At 64.1% G+C, this 16,304-nt stretch carries 16 protein-coding genes and 1 tRNA gene; 8 read left to right on the top strand and 9 right to left on the bottom strand.

Annotated elements, in window-relative coordinates:
* Positions 1-5 precede the first annotated feature (5 nt).
* From NKJ90_RS26430 to NKJ90_RS26440, 3 genes are all read right to left on the bottom strand, one after another.
* Positions 6-866, bottom strand: a complete 861-nt coding sequence (locus NKJ90_RS26430; RefSeq protein ID WP_023763069.1) for a DUF2182 domain-containing protein — start codon at positions 864-866, stop codon at positions 6-8.
* A gap of 9 nt (positions 867-875) precedes the next feature.
* Positions 876-1,514 (bottom strand): DUF1326 domain-containing protein, encoded by a 639-nt coding sequence (locus NKJ90_RS26435; protein WP_023763068.1) that lies wholly within the window; start codon positions 1,512-1,514, stop codon positions 876-878.
* A 471-nt stretch (positions 1,515-1,985) separates the two neighbouring features.
* Positions 1,986-2,060, bottom strand: a tRNA-Gly gene (locus NKJ90_RS26440).
* A gap of 264 nt (positions 2,061-2,324) precedes the next feature.
* Here NKJ90_RS26440 and NKJ90_RS26445 point away from each other — a divergent pair.
* From NKJ90_RS26445 to NKJ90_RS26460, 4 genes are all read left to right on the top strand, one after another.
* Complete coding sequence (locus tag NKJ90_RS26445; RefSeq protein WP_023763171.1) at positions 2,325-2,822, top strand: prolyl-tRNA synthetase associated domain-containing protein; 498 nt, start codon at positions 2,325-2,327, stop codon at positions 2,820-2,822.
* 83 nt (positions 2,823-2,905) lie between these two features.
* Positions 2,906-3,907, top strand: coding sequence for a thioredoxin (trxA, locus tag NKJ90_RS26450; protein WP_352487150.1), 1,002 nt, complete (start codon positions 2,906-2,908; stop codon positions 3,905-3,907).
* 93 nt (positions 3,908-4,000) lie between these two features.
* Entirely contained in the window at positions 4,001-4,672 is a 672-nt protein-coding gene (locus tag NKJ90_RS26455; RefSeq protein WP_023763173.1) for an LON peptidase substrate-binding domain-containing protein, read from the top strand.
* Positions 4,673-4,841: 169 nt separating this feature from the next.
* Positions 4,842-5,090 (top strand): Trm112 family protein, encoded by a 249-nt coding sequence (locus NKJ90_RS26460; RefSeq protein WP_023763174.1) that lies wholly within the window; start codon positions 4,842-4,844, stop codon positions 5,088-5,090.
* Between the two features lie 253 nt (positions 5,091-5,343).
* On the opposite strand, the gene NKJ90_RS26465 is transcribed toward NKJ90_RS26460, so the two are convergent.
* From NKJ90_RS26465 to NKJ90_RS26475, 3 genes are read right to left on the bottom strand one after another with little or no spacing between them, the layout of a single operon-like run.
* A complete protein-coding gene (locus tag NKJ90_RS26465; protein ID WP_023763175.1) occupies positions 5,344-8,682 on the bottom strand; it encodes an error-prone DNA polymerase in 3,339 nt (1,112 codons plus the stop codon).
* Positions 8,679-10,157 (bottom strand): DUF6504 family protein, encoded by a 1,479-nt coding sequence (locus tag NKJ90_RS26470; RefSeq protein WP_352487152.1) that lies wholly within the window; start codon positions 10,155-10,157, stop codon positions 8,679-8,681. The genes NKJ90_RS26465 and NKJ90_RS26470 overlap by 4 nt, the downstream gene beginning before the upstream one ends.
* A complete protein-coding gene (locus NKJ90_RS26475; protein ID WP_023763025.1) occupies positions 10,099-11,175 on the bottom strand; it encodes an ImuA family protein in 1,077 nt (358 codons plus the stop codon). Before NKJ90_RS26475 ends, NKJ90_RS26470 begins: the two co-directional genes overlap by 59 nt.
* 182 nt (positions 11,176-11,357) lie before the next feature.
* Between NKJ90_RS26475 and NKJ90_RS26480 the strand changes: the two genes are divergently transcribed.
* Positions 11,358-11,780, top strand: a complete 423-nt coding sequence (locus NKJ90_RS26480; RefSeq protein WP_023763026.1) for a metallopeptidase family protein — start codon at positions 11,358-11,360, stop codon at positions 11,778-11,780.
* Positions 11,781-11,849: 69 nt separating this feature from the next.
* Here NKJ90_RS26480 and NKJ90_RS26485 read toward each other — a convergent pair whose 3' ends face one another.
* Entirely contained in the window at positions 11,850-12,497 is a 648-nt protein-coding gene (locus tag NKJ90_RS26485) for a TetR/AcrR family transcriptional regulator (protein WP_023763027.1), read from the bottom strand.
* Between the two features lie 165 nt (positions 12,498-12,662).
* Here NKJ90_RS26485 and NKJ90_RS26490 point away from each other — a divergent pair, with 165 nt between their 5' ends.
* The gene (locus tag NKJ90_RS26490) at positions 12,663-13,349 is read left to right on the top strand and encodes a hypothetical protein (protein WP_023763028.1); all 687 of its coding nucleotides are present in this window, start codon (positions 12,663-12,665) and stop codon (positions 13,347-13,349) included.
* Here NKJ90_RS26490 and NKJ90_RS26495 read toward each other — a convergent pair.
* Positions 13,336-13,542: a DUF1737 domain-containing protein gene (locus NKJ90_RS26495; protein WP_023763029.1), complete on the bottom strand. Its 207-nt coding sequence runs from the start codon at positions 13,540-13,542 to the stop codon at positions 13,336-13,338. The genes NKJ90_RS26490 and NKJ90_RS26495 overlap by 14 nt on opposite strands.
* 42 nt (positions 13,543-13,584) lie before the next feature.
* A complete protein-coding gene (locus NKJ90_RS26500) occupies positions 13,585-14,460 on the bottom strand; it encodes an HpcH/HpaI aldolase/citrate lyase family protein (protein WP_023763030.1) in 876 nt (291 codons plus the stop codon).
* A 324-nt stretch (positions 14,461-14,784) separates the two neighbouring features.
* On the opposite strand from NKJ90_RS26500, the gene NKJ90_RS26505 reads away from it, so the two are divergent.
* Both NKJ90_RS26505 and NKJ90_RS26510 read left to right on the top strand, forming a co-directional pair.
* On the top strand, positions 14,785-15,825 hold the full coding sequence (locus tag NKJ90_RS26505; protein ID WP_023763031.1) for a LacI family DNA-binding transcriptional regulator: 1,041 nt from the start codon (positions 14,785-14,787) through the stop codon (positions 15,823-15,825).
* An 8-nt stretch (positions 15,826-15,833) separates the two neighbouring features.
* On the top strand, positions 15,834-16,283 hold the full coding sequence (locus NKJ90_RS26510) for a GlcG/HbpS family heme-binding protein (RefSeq protein WP_502898137.1): 450 nt from the start codon (positions 15,834-15,836) through the stop codon (positions 16,281-16,283).
* Positions 16,284-16,304 lie beyond the last annotated feature (21 nt).

A 16,304-nucleotide genomic window follows, 5' to 3' on the forward strand; every position in this document is an offset into this window, starting at 1 on the left:
CGGTTCTAGCCGCTTGTCCAAGGCATCTCGATCACCCCGTACGATACGGCGATCCCGAGGGCAATTAGCGCAATGCCCAAAGCAGCTTCGAAGCGTCGGCCACGCTGCATCAGCTTCTCGACGAAGACGATCAGTGTCAAAAGCAGCATCCAGGCGAGGCTCATGACGCCGGCTGCGACCAGTATGGCGAACAGCGCCCAGCAGCAACCGAAGCAATACAGCCCGTGGCGCAGCCCCATCTCAAGCGCGCCAACCCGCCCGTCGCGCCAGTGCTGGGCAACGAAAGCGAGCGGCGAGCGGCAATGGCTGAGGCAAATGTGCTTGAGGGTCGTGAACTGGTAGAGGCCGGCGACGCCAAGCGTGGCACCCAGCGCGAGCGGCGCCCATTTCGACCGCTGGGGCGGATCGAGGCTTGTCGCGAACTCGCTGCCGAACTGGACCAGGACATACACGAGAAGGCCCGCTGCCGCCCAGACGAGAAGGTAGCCCGCGACGAAAATCCAGGTCGGAATGGCCACCTGCCATCCGCGCCTGGCTTGCGCCGCCGCGAACATAAAGATCATGGGCGCCGCGGCCGGCAGCATCATAGCCGCCATCATCACGGTCCATACTGCGAGAAAGGCGGCGACGCCGGCGAGTGACCAGCCGTCGGCCGCAATTCCGGCCATCGCCATGCCGGCCATGCCTTCCATACCCTCTATCCCGCCGCGCACCGCAATGCCCATGGGCATGTCCATGCTGAAGGTCTGGTAGAGGGTGAGCGCCCATGCCGCCGCCGTCAGTACGACGAGCGACGCGAGAAGGCCGAGCGGAATGCCACGCAAATTCCCGAGCCGCCACGTTTTCCTGGGGAACGCGCCGGGCATCGGCACGCCCTAGTTCGGGCCGGACCAGTCGAACGGAATGTGCTTGCTCGAGCGGGCCGTGCCCGTCCAGTCCAGCCCGAAGCCTTTGGTGCTTACCTCGACAGAACGCCCCCAGGTGGCAACCTGGCCTGGGCCGACCTCCGAGCCCGGCGGGTTGATTGTCTGCACCCGCTTGCCGGGCGGTGTCGTAGGACCGGAAAGCGCTTCCGCGCGACCGACGACGAGGCCAGGAATTTCGACTCGCCAGCTGGCGAGGTCGCCTGCCACCTCGAAAGTGATTGGCACAAACTCCATGCCACGCATCTCGCCGACATTGGCGGCAAAGCCCGCCGGCCAGCCGCCGGCGTGGCCGCCGAAGATTACCTGCAGGGCTTCGCGCTGCGACTCATTCGCCTTCTCGTCGAGGTACATGCCCATCACGGCTTTTGCCTCGCCGGCCCATAGATTGCCTTCGAACTCGCCGAGCGCCACCAGCGTCAGGCCGTCGAGCTTCACGTCGCCATACTGACCCTCGCGCACATGCCAGGCGAGCACGCCCTGGCAGTGATTGCCGGTTGGTCGCTGGGCGAACTCGCACGGGCAAGGGATGTCGCAGCTGCAGATGTCGAACCAATCGCCCGCGAGGCGCCATTGAGGCACTGCGTCCATGGCTCTTTCCTCCCGAAATTGAGCGGCAATCATACGTCGAACGTTGGGCGCACGCCAGCAGTTCGTGCGTCGCTCCGTGATTTGCCGCTCAATCCGGAAGCCCGGCTCTTGCGATTGTCTGGCGGTCCTTGCGTCCACGATCGAGACACGCCAGGCGTAAAGACGCCGTTCCAGATCGACACCGGCGCGGCGGAATTCAGCCACTCAGCAGAAGCGGAGCGCGGGCATCCCAGCCGGCGCGGCCCTCGATTCGATGCCTGGAAGTGGGGAAATCCACGGTTCATCCAGCGGCGCGAAATGTATAGAGGCTCTAAGGAGTCCTCATGCTTGCCTTCGGATAGGCTGGTCGCCGGCGATCGGGATCGCAATTGCAAGCCGAATGGGACACGCCCACGCCTGCTCCCCCGGACCCAGACAGCAAAAAGGCCCGGTTACCCGGGCCCTTGATGCTTTTCAAATCTAAAGAAGATTTGGAGCGGGTGAAGCGATTCGAACGCTCGACCCCAACCTTGGCAAGGTTGTGCTCTACCCCTGAGCTACACCCGCTCACACGGCGTCTTGGCCGCAAGCCGGGCCTATATGGCTGAAGAGCGCGGCGATTGCAACAGGGAAATCGCAGGCTTTTTTGTGACACGGCGGGCGACGTCGGCAAAGCCGCCGGCACTGCGCGGCGGGCGTGCGCGTGGCGGGCGGCGGGGGCGCCGCCGCGAGGGGCGGTGCCGCTCACCGTGATGTCGCATGACGGTCTTGTGTCAGCCGCCCCATTGGCCGTAAACGGCATGGGCTGACCAACGGGACGTAGACAAACCGATGCCGAAGACCGAAGCCGACCTGATGGCCTTTCTTGCCGAACTCGGGATCATCACGTCGACGAAACGCCATCCGCCTCTCTACACGGTCGCCGATTCGCAGGCGCTGCGCGGCGAAATCGTCGGCGGGCACACGAAAAATCTGTTCTTGAAGGACAAGAAGGACAATTTCTTCCTGGTCACCGTCGGCGAGGATGCGGTTGTCGACCTGAAGCAGATCCACCAGGTGATCGGCGCCGCCAGCCGCGTCTCCTTCGGCAGGCCGGAGATGCTTATGGATCTGCTTGGCGTCACGCCGGGCGCCGTCACGGTGTTTGGCATCGTCAACGATACCGCAAACAGGGTCAAGCTCGTGCTCGACAAGGATTTGATGGAGCATGCGGTCATCAACGCGCATCCGCTGACCAATGAGGCGACGACGTCGATCGCCGCAGGGGACCTCATCAGATTCGTCGAGGCAACCGGGCACGATGCTGCTATCTTGAAAGTCTCCGCGTGATCGCCACATGGATGGCTTGAAACCGATGGTCTGAAGGATATGGCGCCGGCTGCCAGCCGGCCCGCTACGGAAGGGTTAAAGAGATGAGCGACAACAATCCGTTTGGCGGCCCCTTCGGCGGCAATGGCGGCCAGTACACCACATCGGTGCAGTATGGCGGAACCGCGCCGGCGCCGGCGAAGGTCGCGCTTGGCGACGCGCCCACTGCCCCTGCCAATGTCATCAAGGACACGACGACCGCCGCCTTTGCCGCCGACGTCATCCAGGAATCGCGCCGCCAGCCGGTGCTGGTCGATTTCTGGGCACCCTGGTGCGGGCCCTGCAAGCAACTTACGCCGCAGCTGGAAAAGGCTGTCAAGGCCGCCGGTGGCAAGGTCAAGCTGGTCAAGATGAACATCGACGATCATCCGTCGATCGCCGGCCAGCTCGGCATCCAGTCGATTCCTGCGGTCATCGCCTTCAAGGACGGCCAGCCGGTCGACGGCTTCATGGGCGCCATCCCCGAGAGCCAGATCGCCGAATTCATCACCAAGGTCGGCGGCAAGGGCGATGGCGCGCCGCCGGTGGCCGAGGCGCTGGCCGCGGCTGCGGAAGCGCGCGACGCCGGCGACATGCAGACCGCGGCCGACATCTATGATGCCATCCTGGCGCAGGCGCCGGAGACCGTCGAGGCGATCGGCGGCCTGGGCGAGCTGCTGTTCGAGGCTGGCGACGTGCAAGGCGCCGAGGCACTTTTGGCAACAGCGCCGGAAGCCAAGAAGGATGCGCCGCCGCTGGCCGCCCTGCGTGCCAAGATGGCGGTTGCCGCGCAAGCGGCGGCGCTTGGCAATCCGGCCGAGTTCGAGCGCCGCCTGGCGGAGAATCCCGCGGATCATCAGGCGCGTTTCGATCTGGCCATGATTCAGAACGCCAACGGCGACCGCACCGCGGCGGCCGACAATCTGCTGGCCATCATCAAGGCCGACCGGACCTGGAACGAGGACGGCGCCAGGACGCAATTGCTGCAACTGTTCGAGGCCTGGGGCATGACCGACGAGGCGACGCTGGCGGCGCGGCGCAAATTGTCGGCGCTGCTGTTTTCCTGATCTTGGTGTTGTTTTGCCGCACGGGCTTGGCGTCGGCGATCACCGCGCCAGATTAATGCATGCGCTTCGTGAAGAAGCGATCGGAGGAATGAGGTGCAAGCGGGAAACGCGCATTACCGGCTCGCCAAGCATTTGCCGTCGACGATCCCGATCTTTCCGCTCGAGGGTGCGCTTTTGCTGCCGGGAGGCCGCATGCCGCTTAATATTTTCGAGCCGCGCTACCTGCAGATGGTGGACGAGGCCATCAGCGGCTCGCGGCTCATCGGCGTCATCCAGCCCAGTCTCGATGGTGCGCTGCGTGCCGACGGTGAGCCGGAGCTCTGCAATGTCGGCTGCGCCGGGCGCATCATTGCCTTTTCCGAGACCGGTGACGGCCGCTATCTGGTTTCGCTGCAGGGCGTGTGCCGGTTCCGCATTGCAAGCGAATTGACGGTCAAGACGCCGTTTCGCCAGGCCAAGCTGGCGCCCTTCCTGGCCGATCTCGATGAGGATCAGGCGGCCGACGAGATCGACCGGCCATCGCTGCTCAAGGCATTTCGCGCCTATCTGCAGGCCAACGACCTGGAAGCCGATTGGGAAAGCGTCAGCCGGGCCGAAAACGCCATGCTGGTCAACGCGCTGTCGATGATGGCGCCCTACGGGCCGGCGGAGAAACAGGCGCTGCTCGAAGCAGCCGACCTGAAGACCCGGGCCGAGACGCTGATCGCCATCACCGAAATGGCGCTGGCGCGCGAGAATGAGGACTTTGGCTCGAGCCTGCAGTAGGATGTGCCGATATTCAGGTGAGGCCGGCCTGCAAACGGAGGCTTCCTGCACTTCCGGTGCTCACGTACCCAAAGTACGCTCCGCTCCGGTTCTCGGTATCAGCCGTTTTCGGCTTGCCTGACCTGACTCAACACATCTTAGGCCCGCAACTGGCTGGAAAGAGAATCTTATGGCGGCGGTTGGACGTGACGGGAAGAAGGTCAATGTCGACCCCAAGCTGCTGGAGCTGCTGGCCTGCCCGCTGACCAAGGGGCCGCTGACCTGGGATCCGGAGCGTGGTGAGCTGGTCTCGCGGGTCGCCAAGCTCGCTTATCCGGTGCGTGACGGCATTCCGATCATGCTGCCCTCGGAGGCGCGGACGCTCTCCGTGGAGGATGTGCTCGCCCCGCCGCCGCCGCGCCTGGGTGGGCCGGGCTGAATTCTACCTTCTTGTACCCGCCAATTTGCCGAAGGCTGGCGGGAGAGCGCCCCCTCTGTCCTGCCGGACATCTCCCCCACAAGGAGGGAGATTGGCTGTCGTCCCCGCTTTCGCCAATCTCCAACGTTGAAAGAGAGTCCGGACGGCGAAGCTGCCGATCTCCCCCCTCGTGGGGGAGATGCCCGGCAGGGCAGAGGGGGGCGCGAAGGATCGCCAACGCTTCTTCTGATGACGAAAGCGCGCGGTCGCAGCCCTACTGAAAATTCCGCCCCTTAGGCATGACCTTTTCGGCCTCTTCCGACAGCATCGCGATGTCCTGCCGCATCGGCGCGTTTTGTATCGCGGGTCGACCGTTGCGATCCGGATCCTTCCAGGCGGGGCGTGCCGGTCCAACTTCGCTGACTTTCTCCAGAAGCACGGTTAGCCAAGGCGTCAGGTCCTCGACCTTTTCTGCGACGATGTGGACCACACCCGATTCCGACTGCAATTTCCCGGTGACCCGAATGAACCGCGCGCCCATCACAATCGGCCGGTAGCGGTCGAAGGTTCTTTGCCAGAAAATGATGTTGGCGACGGCCTTGTCGTCTTCGAGCGTCAGGAAGATCGCATTGCCCTTGCCGGGGCGCTGCCGCACCAGCACGAGGCCGGCAACGGAGACACGCCGGCCGTCGCGTACGGAAGGCAGGTTCGCATTGGGCGTGACGCCGGCGCGGTCGAGGCGTTCGCGCAGGAAGGCGACCGGATGCGCCTTCAGCGACAGGCCGAGCGAGCGGTAGTCGTGGATGACATGCTCGCCGAGCGGCATTCTCGGCAGCGTCGTCTCGGGCTCCAGGTCGCGCAGGCGGAGTGCCGGCTGATCGAACAGCGGCAGCCTTTCGGCGGCGCTCTTGCCGTCGAGCGCCCGCACCGCCCACAAGGCTTCACGACGATCGAGGCCAAGCGAACGGAAGGCGTCGGCCTGCGCCAGCTTCTCGATCTCGCCGACATCCAAGCCGGAGCGCAGCCAGACGTCCCTGACGGACACGTAACTGTCGCCGCGCCGGTCGACGAACAGCTCCATGCGCTCCTTGGAAAGGCCTTTGATCTGGCGGAATCCGAGCCGCAGCGCATGATCCGTCTCGATGACGCCGCGCATCTCGGCATGGCGCGCGAGAATGCGGGCCGGATCGAAAGGCGCTTTCTCCAGCGTGCAGTCCCAGACCGAGAAATTGACGTCGACGTCGCGGATGTCGACGCCATGGTCGCGGGCGTCGCGCACCAGCTGGGCCGGCTGGTAAAATCCCATCGGCTGCGAATTCAGGATCGCGGCGCAGAACACGTCGGGATAGAAGGTCTTGAACCAGCAGGAGGCATAGACCAGCAGCGCGAAGGAGGCGGCGTGGCTTTCGGGAAAGCCGTATTCGCCAAAGCCCTCGATCTGCTTGAAGCAGCGCTCGGCGAAGTCCTTGGTGTATCCCTTGTCAACCATGCCGTCGATCATGCGCCGGCGATAATTGCCGATCGTGCCGGTGCGTTTGAAGGTGGCCATGGCGCGGCGCAGTTCATCGGCCTCGCCCGGCCGGAAACCGCCGGCGACTATGGCGATTTTCATCGCCTGTTCCTGGAACAGCGGTACGCCCAGCGTCTTGCCGAGAATCTCCTTCAATTCCGCCTTCTGATACTCGGCCTTCTCCTTGCCCTGTCGGCGGCGCAAATAGGGGTGGACCATGTCGCCCTGGATCGGCCCGGGCCGCACGATCGCCACCTCGATGACGAGATCATAGAATTCGCGCGGTCTGAGGCGCGGCAGCATCGACATCTGGGCACGGGATTCAATCTGGAAGACGCCGAGCGTGTCGGCGCGGCAGATCATGTCGTAGACATTCCTGTCCTCGGGCGGCAGCGTGGCCAGCACATAGGGCCGGCCATATTTATCCCGTGCATTGGGATAGTGCTCCTCCAGCAAGGTGAAGGCGCGCTTCAGGCAGGTCAGCATGCCGAGCGCCAGCACGTCCACTTTCAGGATCTTCACCGCGTCGAGATCGTCCTTGTCCCATTCGACCATCTTGCGCTCGTCCATCGCCGTCTTGACGATGGGCACGATCTCGTCGAGCCGGTCCCTGGTGATGACGAAGCCGCCGACATGCTGCGACAAATGGCGGGGAAATCCCATGATCTCGTTGGCGCGTTCCAACACATGCCGCGACACCGGATCGGCGCGATCGAGCCCGCCGGCGCGGGCTTCCTTTTCGCCGAGTTCCGAGGTCGACCAGCCCCAGATCGAGCCGGACAGGGACGCCCTGACATCCTCCGACAGGCCCATCGCCTTGGACACTTCGCGCAGCGCCGAACGGCCGCGGTAGCTGATGACGGCGGCGGCCAATGCCGTGCGCTTGGTGCTATACTTCGTATAGATGTACTGCATGACCTCTTCGCGTCGCTCATGCTCGAAATCGACGTCGATATCCGGCGGCTCGTTCCTCTCCTCGGAGATGAAGCGCTCGAAAAGCGTGTCGATCCTGTCCGGCCCGACTTCTGTGATGCCGATGCAGAAGCAGACGATCGAATTGGCGGCCGAGCCGCGTCCCTGGCAGAGAATGTCCTGGCTGCGGGCAAACTTGACGATGTCGTAGACGGTCAGGAAATAGCGGGCGTAGTTGAGGCGCTCGATCAGAGCGAGTTCTTCCGCGATGCGCTTGGTCACCGAAGCGGGCACACCTGCAGGATAACGCTCGGCAGCCCCCTCCCGCGCCAGCCGTTCCAGCTCGGCCTGCGGCCCGAGACCCGATTCCGTCGGTTCGTCGGGGTAGTTGTACTGGAGATCGCTCAGCGAAAAAGTCAGCTCCTGCGCAAAGCGCAAGGTTTCGGCCAGTGCCTGCGGATGCCTGCGGAACAGGCGCGCCATCTCCATTGGCGGCTTCAGGTGGCGTTCGGCATTGGCGGCCAGTTGCAGCCCGACCTCGGAGACGGGTGTGTTGAGGCGGATCGCGGTCAGCACGTCCTGCAGCGGGCGCCGTTCGGCCGTGTGGTAGAGAACGTCGTTGGTCGCCATCAGCGGGATGCCGGCGCTCTCGGCAAACGCCGCTGCCTGCTCGATCCGGAAACGGTCATTGCCGGCATAGTCGGGCGAAACGCCAAGCCGCAGGTTCCGGCCGAAACGATGCTTGAGATCACGAAGCAAGGCGAGACGGTCTTGCGCCCCCGCCGTCAGATCGGGCAGGACCGCCAGCGACATCAGATCGCCCCATTCGAGCAGGTCGCTGCGCTGGAGAAGGGTGGCGCCCTTTTCGTTTTCATCGCGCAGGTTGGCTTGGGTGAGCATGCGGCAGAGATGACCCCAGCCCTTGCGGTCCCTGGGATAGGCGAGAATATCCGGCGTGCCGTCGCCAAAAACCAGCCGGCAGCCGGGGTGGTAGGAAAGCTTTTCCACTTTGGCCTGCTGCCAGGCGCGCACCACGCCAGCCACCGTGTTGCGGTCGGCAAGCCCGATCGCGGAAAAGCCCAAAAGCTTGGCGGCGACCACCAGTTCCTCCGGCTTGGAAGCGCCGCGCAGGAAGGAGAAATTCGACTGGATGCCGAACTCGGCATAGGGAATGACGGTCAGCGCGTTCATGCGAAGACACCATGCAGGAACCAGCGCGGCGGGACCTGCGAAGCGCCGCCGTAAAGGCCTTGCCGGTAGAGCCAGTAGCGGCGGCCGTCGGCATCCTCGATGCGGAAATAGTCGCGTGTCGATGCCGCTTCGTCGCCTGGCGTCTCGCGCCACCATTCCGCGGCGATGCGCTCCGGCCCCTCGGCCCGCGTCACCCGGTAGAGCGCGCGCCGCCAGCGGAAGTTCAGCGGCGGTCCCTCCGGCATTTCGGTGGCCGGCACATCGATGGGTTCGGGCGAGCGGAACAGCCGGATCGGCCGTTCCGGCGGGAAGATGGTTTTCGGCGCCTGCAGCCTGTCCGGCCTCTTCGGCGGCGTGGTCCGGCGCGGCGCTTCGGTGAAGGGGATCGTGGCGACGGCGCGCTCCGGCAGATGGCTTTCGACGGCAACCGGCTGCAGGACCGCGCCATCGCCGAGCCGGGCGCGGATGCGGTCGGCAAACAGCGCGATATCGGCGCCGTCGTCGATCACCTCGCCGGCAAGGTCGGCCTGCTGCATGTCGAAAGCGGCTGATGTCAGCACCGAAAGCCGCACCAGATCGAAGCCATAGCCGGCATCGATATCCTGTTCGAGCGCCGCCAGCCGCTCGTGGAACAATTTCTGGATCAGCCGGGGCTCGCGCATCGGCCGCGAGGTGCCGATGGCGATGCGGCTGACGGCGCCGTCGACGCGAAAGAGCAGCAGCGCCAGCGCCCTGGCGCCCTCGCCGCGGCGCTCGAGGTCGGTCTTCAAGGTCGTCGCCAGCATGCCCACCAGACGTTCGATGTCCTCGGTCAGGGTGACGGGCTCGGCGAGATGGCGTTCGACCGAAAGCGGCGCGACGGGAAGGCGCGGCGACACCGCCTCGTCGAGACGGCCAAGCGCCTGGTCGAGGCGCAAAAGCAGCAAGGCGCCGAAGCGGCGGGCGAGCGGCGCGCGCGGTGCCGCCATGACGGCGCCCGCCGTGCGCAGGCCAACGCTTTCCAGGCTGGCGCGGGTCGCCGGCTCGATGCGCAGCGCGGCCAGCGGCAGGGGTGCGAGCAGCGCTTCCTCCTCGCCGCCATCGACGATGCGGTCACCGGCAAACCGTGCCGCCGCCCAGGCCGCCCCCGGTGTCGCGGCAAGCCCGGCGCGAACGTCAAACCCCTGATGGAAGAAGCGCGACAGGATGTCGTCCAGCATGGCGCGTTCGCCGCCGAACAGATGGGTGCAGCCGGTGACGTCGAGAAACAGGCCGTCCGCCCCGTCCAGCGCCACCAGCGGGGTGTAGCGGTCGCACCAGTCGGCAAGGCCTTCGAGCAGGCGGCGGTCGGCCTCCGGATCGGCCTCGACGATGTCGATCGACGGATGCATGGCGCGCGCATCGGCAATGCCCATGTCGCGCTTCAGGTGCAGCGCCTCAGCCCGCTCGTCGAGGGCCGAGATGCGTTGCGCGTTGCGGTCGCGATGGCTGATCACGAGCGGTGGGCGAGATGGCGGCAGGTGATCCGACGGCCGGGAACGCCAGGACCGCCCCAGACGCTGACGCAGGATCCGTTCCACTGCCAGATAGGGAAACCAGAGGGACAGGATTCTTTGCCCGGCCTCTCTCTTCGCCCCTTCTATCGTCGCCCGCTCTTTCGTCGCCCGCTTTTTCGTCGAATGCGCGTTCATCGGGGTTCCACTCCAGTGTGAATTGTCCAGGCAGGGCCGTGCGGCTCTTGCCGATGGTGAGGGTGAAGGCCGGGTGGCCGATCGAGCCGGCGAGCGGCCCGGCAATGGTGTCACGCGGCGTTGCCGGCGCCGCCGCGACGATGAGGCGGATGGGGGCCGCCGTCGGTTCGGGCTCTGCCGCCTGCCGCAGCAGGAACACCGGCCGGCCGGCACCTTGCGCCCGCGCATGCAGCCGGCGCGTCGCGGTCAGGTCCAGCCGCTGCGGATTGCCGCGAATTTCGAGGATGACGGCGGCGAGCGCCGTCATCCGGGCCGCCTCCTCGGCGACCCACAGCGCATCGACGAGTTTTGGCGCCTCGGAAAACAGCAATTGTTCCGGCTCGATGCCGAACGAGGCGTGAAGCCCCCTGGCATAGGGAAAGCCCGCCTCGCGGAAAATTTCCGATGTGCCGATCCACAGCACCGGCAGCCCTTGCGCCTGCTTGAGGATCAGGCTGGTGAGCGACAGGGCGAAGCCGGCGACGGCCCCGGCATCGCGGGTTTGCGTGCCATGGATTTCGCTCAGGGCTGCCTTCGGCAGGCCGCCACTCAGGGCAGCATCGAGACGCTCGACACCGGTGGGCAGGTACGCATCGGGCAAAGCCGCGGCAATGCCGCGCCGGACGATTGTGAGGTCGGTATTGGATGCGACATCCGTGTTGACGTCAGCATCAAGGGTCGCTGCGGCCGGCGCCTGCAGGCGCTCGGGCAGCGTTCCCTCGATTTTCGCGATCTGGCGGCGCAGGGCAAAAACAGTTTCCCGCGCCACGGCGGTCATCGCCATGACGGTCAGCTTCCACTCACAATTGTTCCTGTTATGTTCCCTATAGATTCCAGAGGGTGCCGGAAGAGTCAAGCGGAGTCATGGGGAATTTATTCCTCTCCACCTGATGGTGCAGGCGCATCAGCCCGTTCATTTGCCGATTCCGGTGCGAAAGCCTATATGCCCGGATCAAAGGACAAAGCATGGCCCGCATCTACAAGACCCGCACCTGGCACGACGAACTCTCGCCCTCCATGGACGAAATGGAGTTCCTCGCGCTGGAGGCCTATGCCCATCTGCCGGAGGATTTTCGCAAGCTGACCGGCGAGATCGTCATCCAGATCGCCGAGTTCCCGACCGACGAGATCATGGACGATCTGTCGCTGGAAACGCCCTTCGACCTGCTCGGCCTGTTCGAAGGACGCGGCATCGCCGAGCGCTGGAATCCGCAGACCGGCGAAGGCCCGAACCGCATCACGCTCTACCGCCGCGCCATCCTCGACTACTGGTCCGAGAACGAAGAGACGCTGGGCGACATCGTCACCCACGTGCTGATTCACGAGATCGGCCATCATTTTGGACTGTCCGATGACGACATGGAGAAGATCGAAGAGGCGGCCGAGTAACTGGTTCCTAGCCGCGTGAAATGTCCACTCCACTCAAGTCGATCCAGAACTCAGCGGCGGCAAAGGCTTCTAAGATTTCGCTTCAGAGAGGTTGGTCATCCGGCTGATGAAAAGATGCAGCGCCTTCCGCAGGGCGAGCGATGGCGGCTCGGACGGATGCCACTGCGAAAAATGACCATCAACCACCATTCGTGCCAAGCCATAGACAAATGCACGAGCGGCAAGAACCAGATGATCGAAGTCTGCGTTCGCAGCCAGCTTACCCTGTTGTTGTGCTTGGGTCAGCAGGTCGATCATCTTCCGGCGAATGGCCTCATTCTGTCCGCGAAGACTGTCCGACCCGTCGAAATCAATCAGCGTTCGGGAACTGATGACCTGGAAATGCGTGGGATTGGCGATCGCCCATTCCAGATAGCCTTGTCCGATTGCTTCGAAGGCCACGATGGGATCTGCGCTGTCGACTTCTGAAAGTGCATCGGCCACGGCCTCTGTCAGCCGGCTCATGGCCAGTTCGGCTACCGCGGTCAGCAGCGCTGTTTTCGATTGAAAATGCCGGAAGGGCGCGCCGGGGGAAACGCCGGCCCGCTTTGCGGCTTCGCGCACGCTCACATTGTCGGGGCCGCCTTCCTCGACAAGTTGAATTGCAGCATCGATCAGCGCGTCCCGCAAATTGCCATGGTGGTAGCTGGTGCGGCGAGGCGTCTTGGCTTTTGCCATCTCTTTTCCTTCGTTCCGTAGAGCTACTTCACGCGTCGTAGCACGATCCGCGATTAATGTAATCGGCGTTTACAACGCAGGCAAGAGCATGTAATCAGTGATTACAAATGGGATCGGAACAGGCCTGCGGTCTTCGCGGCTGCCGTTTTCCCTGAGGAGACGAACATGCTCGCCAGAACCGCCGAACCTCGCCGTCCGCAATCGCTCATTGCGCTTCAGAGGCCAGCCGAAGAACCCGAGCACGAGGAGAATTCCGCGACTGTCCAGTCGAGGGCGGCTGCGCCCAGCGCCAAGCTTTATCGGCTTGCCTCCGTCGCCGGGGTGGGAAGCGCGCTTATTCTTCTGGTCAACGCGGCCAAACGCAGCGCGCTCATCGCGACCACCGATCTGACGCAACTTCTCGCGCCAGTCGCCGAGATATTGGCGCTTGGTCTTGTCGTAGGCCTGTTTCTTGCGTTTGGCCGGCGCGCGGGCCTGTTCGGTACCATCGCGTTCGTTATCAACTTCGTTGCATTGGCAAGTTTGGTAGGTGTGGAAGTGGTGATCAATCTCGTATTTTCGAAACTTTCTCTGGCGACCATCATCGAGCTGCGCGCCGGTCCTCTCGGACTGGCTCTGGTCGTCAGTTCAGTTCTTTTTCTGCTCGGGACGCTCGCGTTTGTAACCTCTCTTGTCGTTGCAAGAGGCGTGCCGCGCATTCCACTCGCCCTCTATATCATTGGCGCGGTGCCTATCGCGCTCCGGGCGTTGGTGCCGGAGTTGGCGCTTGACCTGGGCTTGATGACGCTTGCGGCAGCGATCGCCTGGCTGGCCGGGTGGCTGTGGATGCGAGCGCCGATTACCAGTCGCTGAGCTTGGTGTCCGGCCCGTATTCCTGCCCGTCGATATCCTTGACCACTGCCTGGCCGCAGCACATCGTCTTGGCTTTCTTGTCGTAGGCATAGGTCGGCGAGCCGAACAGGTGCCAGCCCTTGTTCAGGGCGGCCGTCACCTTGTGGCAGAAGCTGGCATCGTCCGGGCCAGTCAGAAAGCGGTAGAGCTTCATTTTTCAGTCCTGTCGTGAGTACCACGGCCCGCAAGCCCGATATCATGCGCCGGTGGCGGCCGCCTTTGCCAGCAGTTTTTCGGCCTGCGCCAGGTGCAGCCGCTCGACCATCTTGCCGTTCAGCGCAATCACGCTTTTGCCGGCATTCTCGGCAAGGGCGAAGGTATCTTTGATCAGGCGCGCCTCCGCCACCGCTTCCTTGGACGGCGCGAAGGCGCGGTTCGCGGCTTCGATCTGGGCCGGATGGATGATGCTCTTGCCGTCGAATCCCATGGCCGCCGACTCCGTGCACTCACGGGCAAAAGCGTCGAGATCGCGAAAATCGTTGGAAACGCCGTCGATCATGTCGATGCCGCCGGCCCGCGCGGCCAGCACCATATGCATCAGCCATGGCACGAGGTAGCGCCGGTCCGGCGTCGCCAGCACGCCGGTGTCCTTGACCAGATCGTTCGTTCCGGCAACGAAACAAGCCAGCCGAGCGGCGGGATCGCGGCCAAGTTCGGCAATGGTGCCGATGTTGAGCATGGCCTTGGGCGTTTCGATCATGGCCCATAGTTTCACGCTGTCGGGGGCGAAGTTGTCATCGAGCACATCGCCGGCCTCGAGCAGGTCGCGCGGCGTATCGACCTTGGGCAGCAGAATGCCGTCGGGCTCGCAGCTTGCGGCGGCCAGCAGGTCGTCGGCGCCCCACTCGCTGGCCACCGCATTGATGCGCACGATCATCTCGCAACGCCTGTCGGCATGGCCGGCGAAAATCGCGGCCAATTTCCCGCGAGCGGCGATCTTGTCGGCTGGAGCGACTGCGTCCTCCAGGTCGATGATGATGGCGTCGCAGGACAGCTGCGCGATCTTGGCCAGCGCCCTGTCGTTGGAGGCCGGGATATAAAGCACCGAGCGGCGCGGGCGGTAGGTTTCCATGGGGGTCCGAGCTCCAGCGGCATCGCCGGTAGGTCTGCTTTCAGGAAGCCGCGAGCCGGTCTGGCCGAGATTGTGGCGCAAAGCTGTGCCTAAGGCGAGTGGAAAGGGCAGTCTGGAATATTGGGAGGGAAATCTCCAGAGACCGAAACCCAAGGCGGACACGACCTGGTTGTTGCCAGCTCTCGGTGATATCGATAACATATCGAAGTCGATCCGATTCTGAGAGGTGGTGATGAACGCGGCCGGACGCCAGACAAACCCCGTGACTGAGTGTCTGGCGCTTACCTCTGTCAGGCCGGCGTGGCCGGCCGGTAGAGAGCGCTGATGGCCAAGGCAGCCTCATCGAAACCGAGCGAGAGCTACGCTCCGACGATGGTCGACGTGGCGCTGCGGGCGGGTGTGTCGACCATGACGGTTTCGCGGGCCCTGAAGGAAGGCGGTCGCGTTTCCAAGGCGACGCGGGAAAAGATCATGGTCGCGGTCAACGACCTCGGCTATGTGCTTGACCAGTCGGCCGGCAGCCTTTCCTCGCGCAAGACTGGATTTGTTGCCGCGATGGTTCCGTCACTCAACAACTCCAACTTCGCCGACACGGCGCGCGGCATTACGGATGAACTGGAGAGCACGGGGCTCCAGCTTCTGCTCGGCTACACCGACTATACGGTCGAGAAGGAGGAAAAGCTGATCGAAGCGATGCTCCGCCGACGGCCGGAAGGCATCATCCTGACCGGCGGCGCTCACACGGATCGCGCCCGCCGCCTTTTGAAAAGCGCCGGCATTCCAGTAGTCGAAACCTGGGAGTTGCCGGTAAAGCCGATCGATCAAGTGGTTGGTTTCTCCAACGAGGAGGCGATGGGGCTTCTCGTCAAGACGCTCGCCAGGAAGGGTTACCGAAAATTCGGTTACATCGGTGGCACGACCTCGCGCGACACGCGCGGCAGCCAGCGGCGCGAAGGCTTTGTCAGAGCCATTGAGGAGCTCGGCCTGCCGACCGGGCGCCTCGTTTCCTTTGGCGTGCCGCCGATATCCATCGAGCAGGGCGGCCAGGCCGTCGTCAGCATGCTGGAGCGTTGGCCGGACACGCAAGCCGTACTCTGCGTTTCGGACCTTTCGGCCTTCGGCGCACTGATGGAATGCAAGCGCCGGGGCATGCGGATCCCGCAGGACATCGCCATTGCCGGCTTCGGCGACTACGAGGTAGCCGCCTTTTGCCATCCCGGCATCACCACCGTGAATGTCGACTGCTACGGGATCGGGCAACAGGCCGCTCGCAGATTGATCCAGGTGATCCGAGGCGACGAGAAACGACACGGCCAAGAAATCGTGCTCACCGGCTATCGCGTCGTCGAGCGCGAAAGCACCTGAGTTCCTGCATGGATTCAAACGCAGCGAAGGGCAGCCCAATAGCGATGTTTCGCGAGACCATCACCCTCACGCATGACGGTGCTTTGAAAGCCGTTGCAGCCGGAGCAGCGCGCGCCGTCACGATGGGCGTGCCGCAATGTCTCGTGGTTGTCGATGCGAGCGGCGAAGTCCTCGCCAGCCTGCGCATGGATGGCGCGCGGTTCCTCAGCATGCGTACGGCGCAGGCGAAGGCGCGCACCGCAGCGTCAATAAACGCCGCTACTGGCGGCATGGCGTTCGAAGCGGCGCTCTCAGCCGGTATCGCTTCGCAGGGCGGCGTGACCAATTTGCCTGGGGGCTTGCCGATCCGCTTCGGCGGACGCCTTGCGGGCGGCATCGGCGTCGGTTCGGGAACCGGCGAGCAGGATTTCGATGTGGCACACGCTGCGCTGGCGGCGGTTGGCGCCGACGTGATTTAAGGCGATGTGCCTCCAGCGCAA

The organism is Mesorhizobium sp. M0051 (genome assembly GCF_040323235.1).
GTDB lineage: Bacteria > Pseudomonadota > Alphaproteobacteria > Rhizobiales > Rhizobiaceae > Mesorhizobium.

What these genes read in the sequence shown, in the direction of transcription:
- NKJ90_RS26430 (WP_023763069.1), bottom strand. Translation starts at nt 866, where the DNA reads ATGCCCGGCGCGTTCCCCAGGAAAACGTGGCGGCTCGGGAATTTGCGT.
- NKJ90_RS26435 (WP_023763068.1), bottom strand. Translation starts at nt 1,514, where the DNA reads ATGGACGCAGTGCCTCAATGGCGCCTCGCGGGCGATTGGTTCGACATC.
- NKJ90_RS26445 (WP_023763171.1), top strand. Translation starts at nt 2,325, where the DNA reads ATGCCGAAGACCGAAGCCGACCTGATGGCCTTTCTTGCCGAACTCGGG.
- trxA (WP_352487150.1), top strand. Translation starts at nt 2,906, where the DNA reads ATGAGCGACAACAATCCGTTTGGCGGCCCCTTCGGCGGCAATGGCGGC.
- NKJ90_RS26460 (WP_023763174.1), top strand. Translation starts at nt 4,842, where the DNA reads ATGGCGGCGGTTGGACGTGACGGGAAGAAGGTCAATGTCGACCCCAAG.
- NKJ90_RS26465 (WP_023763175.1), bottom strand. Translation starts at nt 8,682, where the DNA reads ATGAACGCGCTGACCGTCATTCCCTATGCCGAGTTCGGCATCCAGTCG.
- NKJ90_RS26475 (WP_023763025.1), bottom strand. Translation starts at nt 11,175, where the DNA reads ATGGCGATGACCGCCGTGGCGCGGGAAACTGTTTTTGCCCTGCGCCGC.
- NKJ90_RS26480 (WP_023763026.1), top strand. Translation starts at nt 11,358, where the DNA reads ATGGCCCGCATCTACAAGACCCGCACCTGGCACGACGAACTCTCGCCC.
- NKJ90_RS26485 (WP_023763027.1), bottom strand. Translation starts at nt 12,497, where the DNA reads ATGGCAAAAGCCAAGACGCCTCGCCGCACCAGCTACCACCATGGCAAT.
- NKJ90_RS26490 (WP_023763028.1), top strand. Translation starts at nt 12,663, where the DNA reads ATGCTCGCCAGAACCGCCGAACCTCGCCGTCCGCAATCGCTCATTGCG.
- NKJ90_RS26495 (WP_023763029.1), bottom strand. Translation starts at nt 13,542, where the DNA reads ATGAAGCTCTACCGCTTTCTGACTGGCCCGGACGATGCCAGCTTCTGC.
- NKJ90_RS26500 (WP_023763030.1), bottom strand. Translation starts at nt 14,460, where the DNA reads ATGGAAACCTACCGCCCGCGCCGCTCGGTGCTTTATATCCCGGCCTCC.
- NKJ90_RS26505 (WP_023763031.1), top strand. Translation starts at nt 14,785, where the DNA reads ATGGCCAAGGCAGCCTCATCGAAACCGAGCGAGAGCTACGCTCCGACG.
- NKJ90_RS26510 (WP_502898137.1), top strand. Translation starts at nt 15,834, where the DNA reads ATGGATTCAAACGCAGCGAAGGGCAGCCCAATAGCGATGTTTCGCGAG.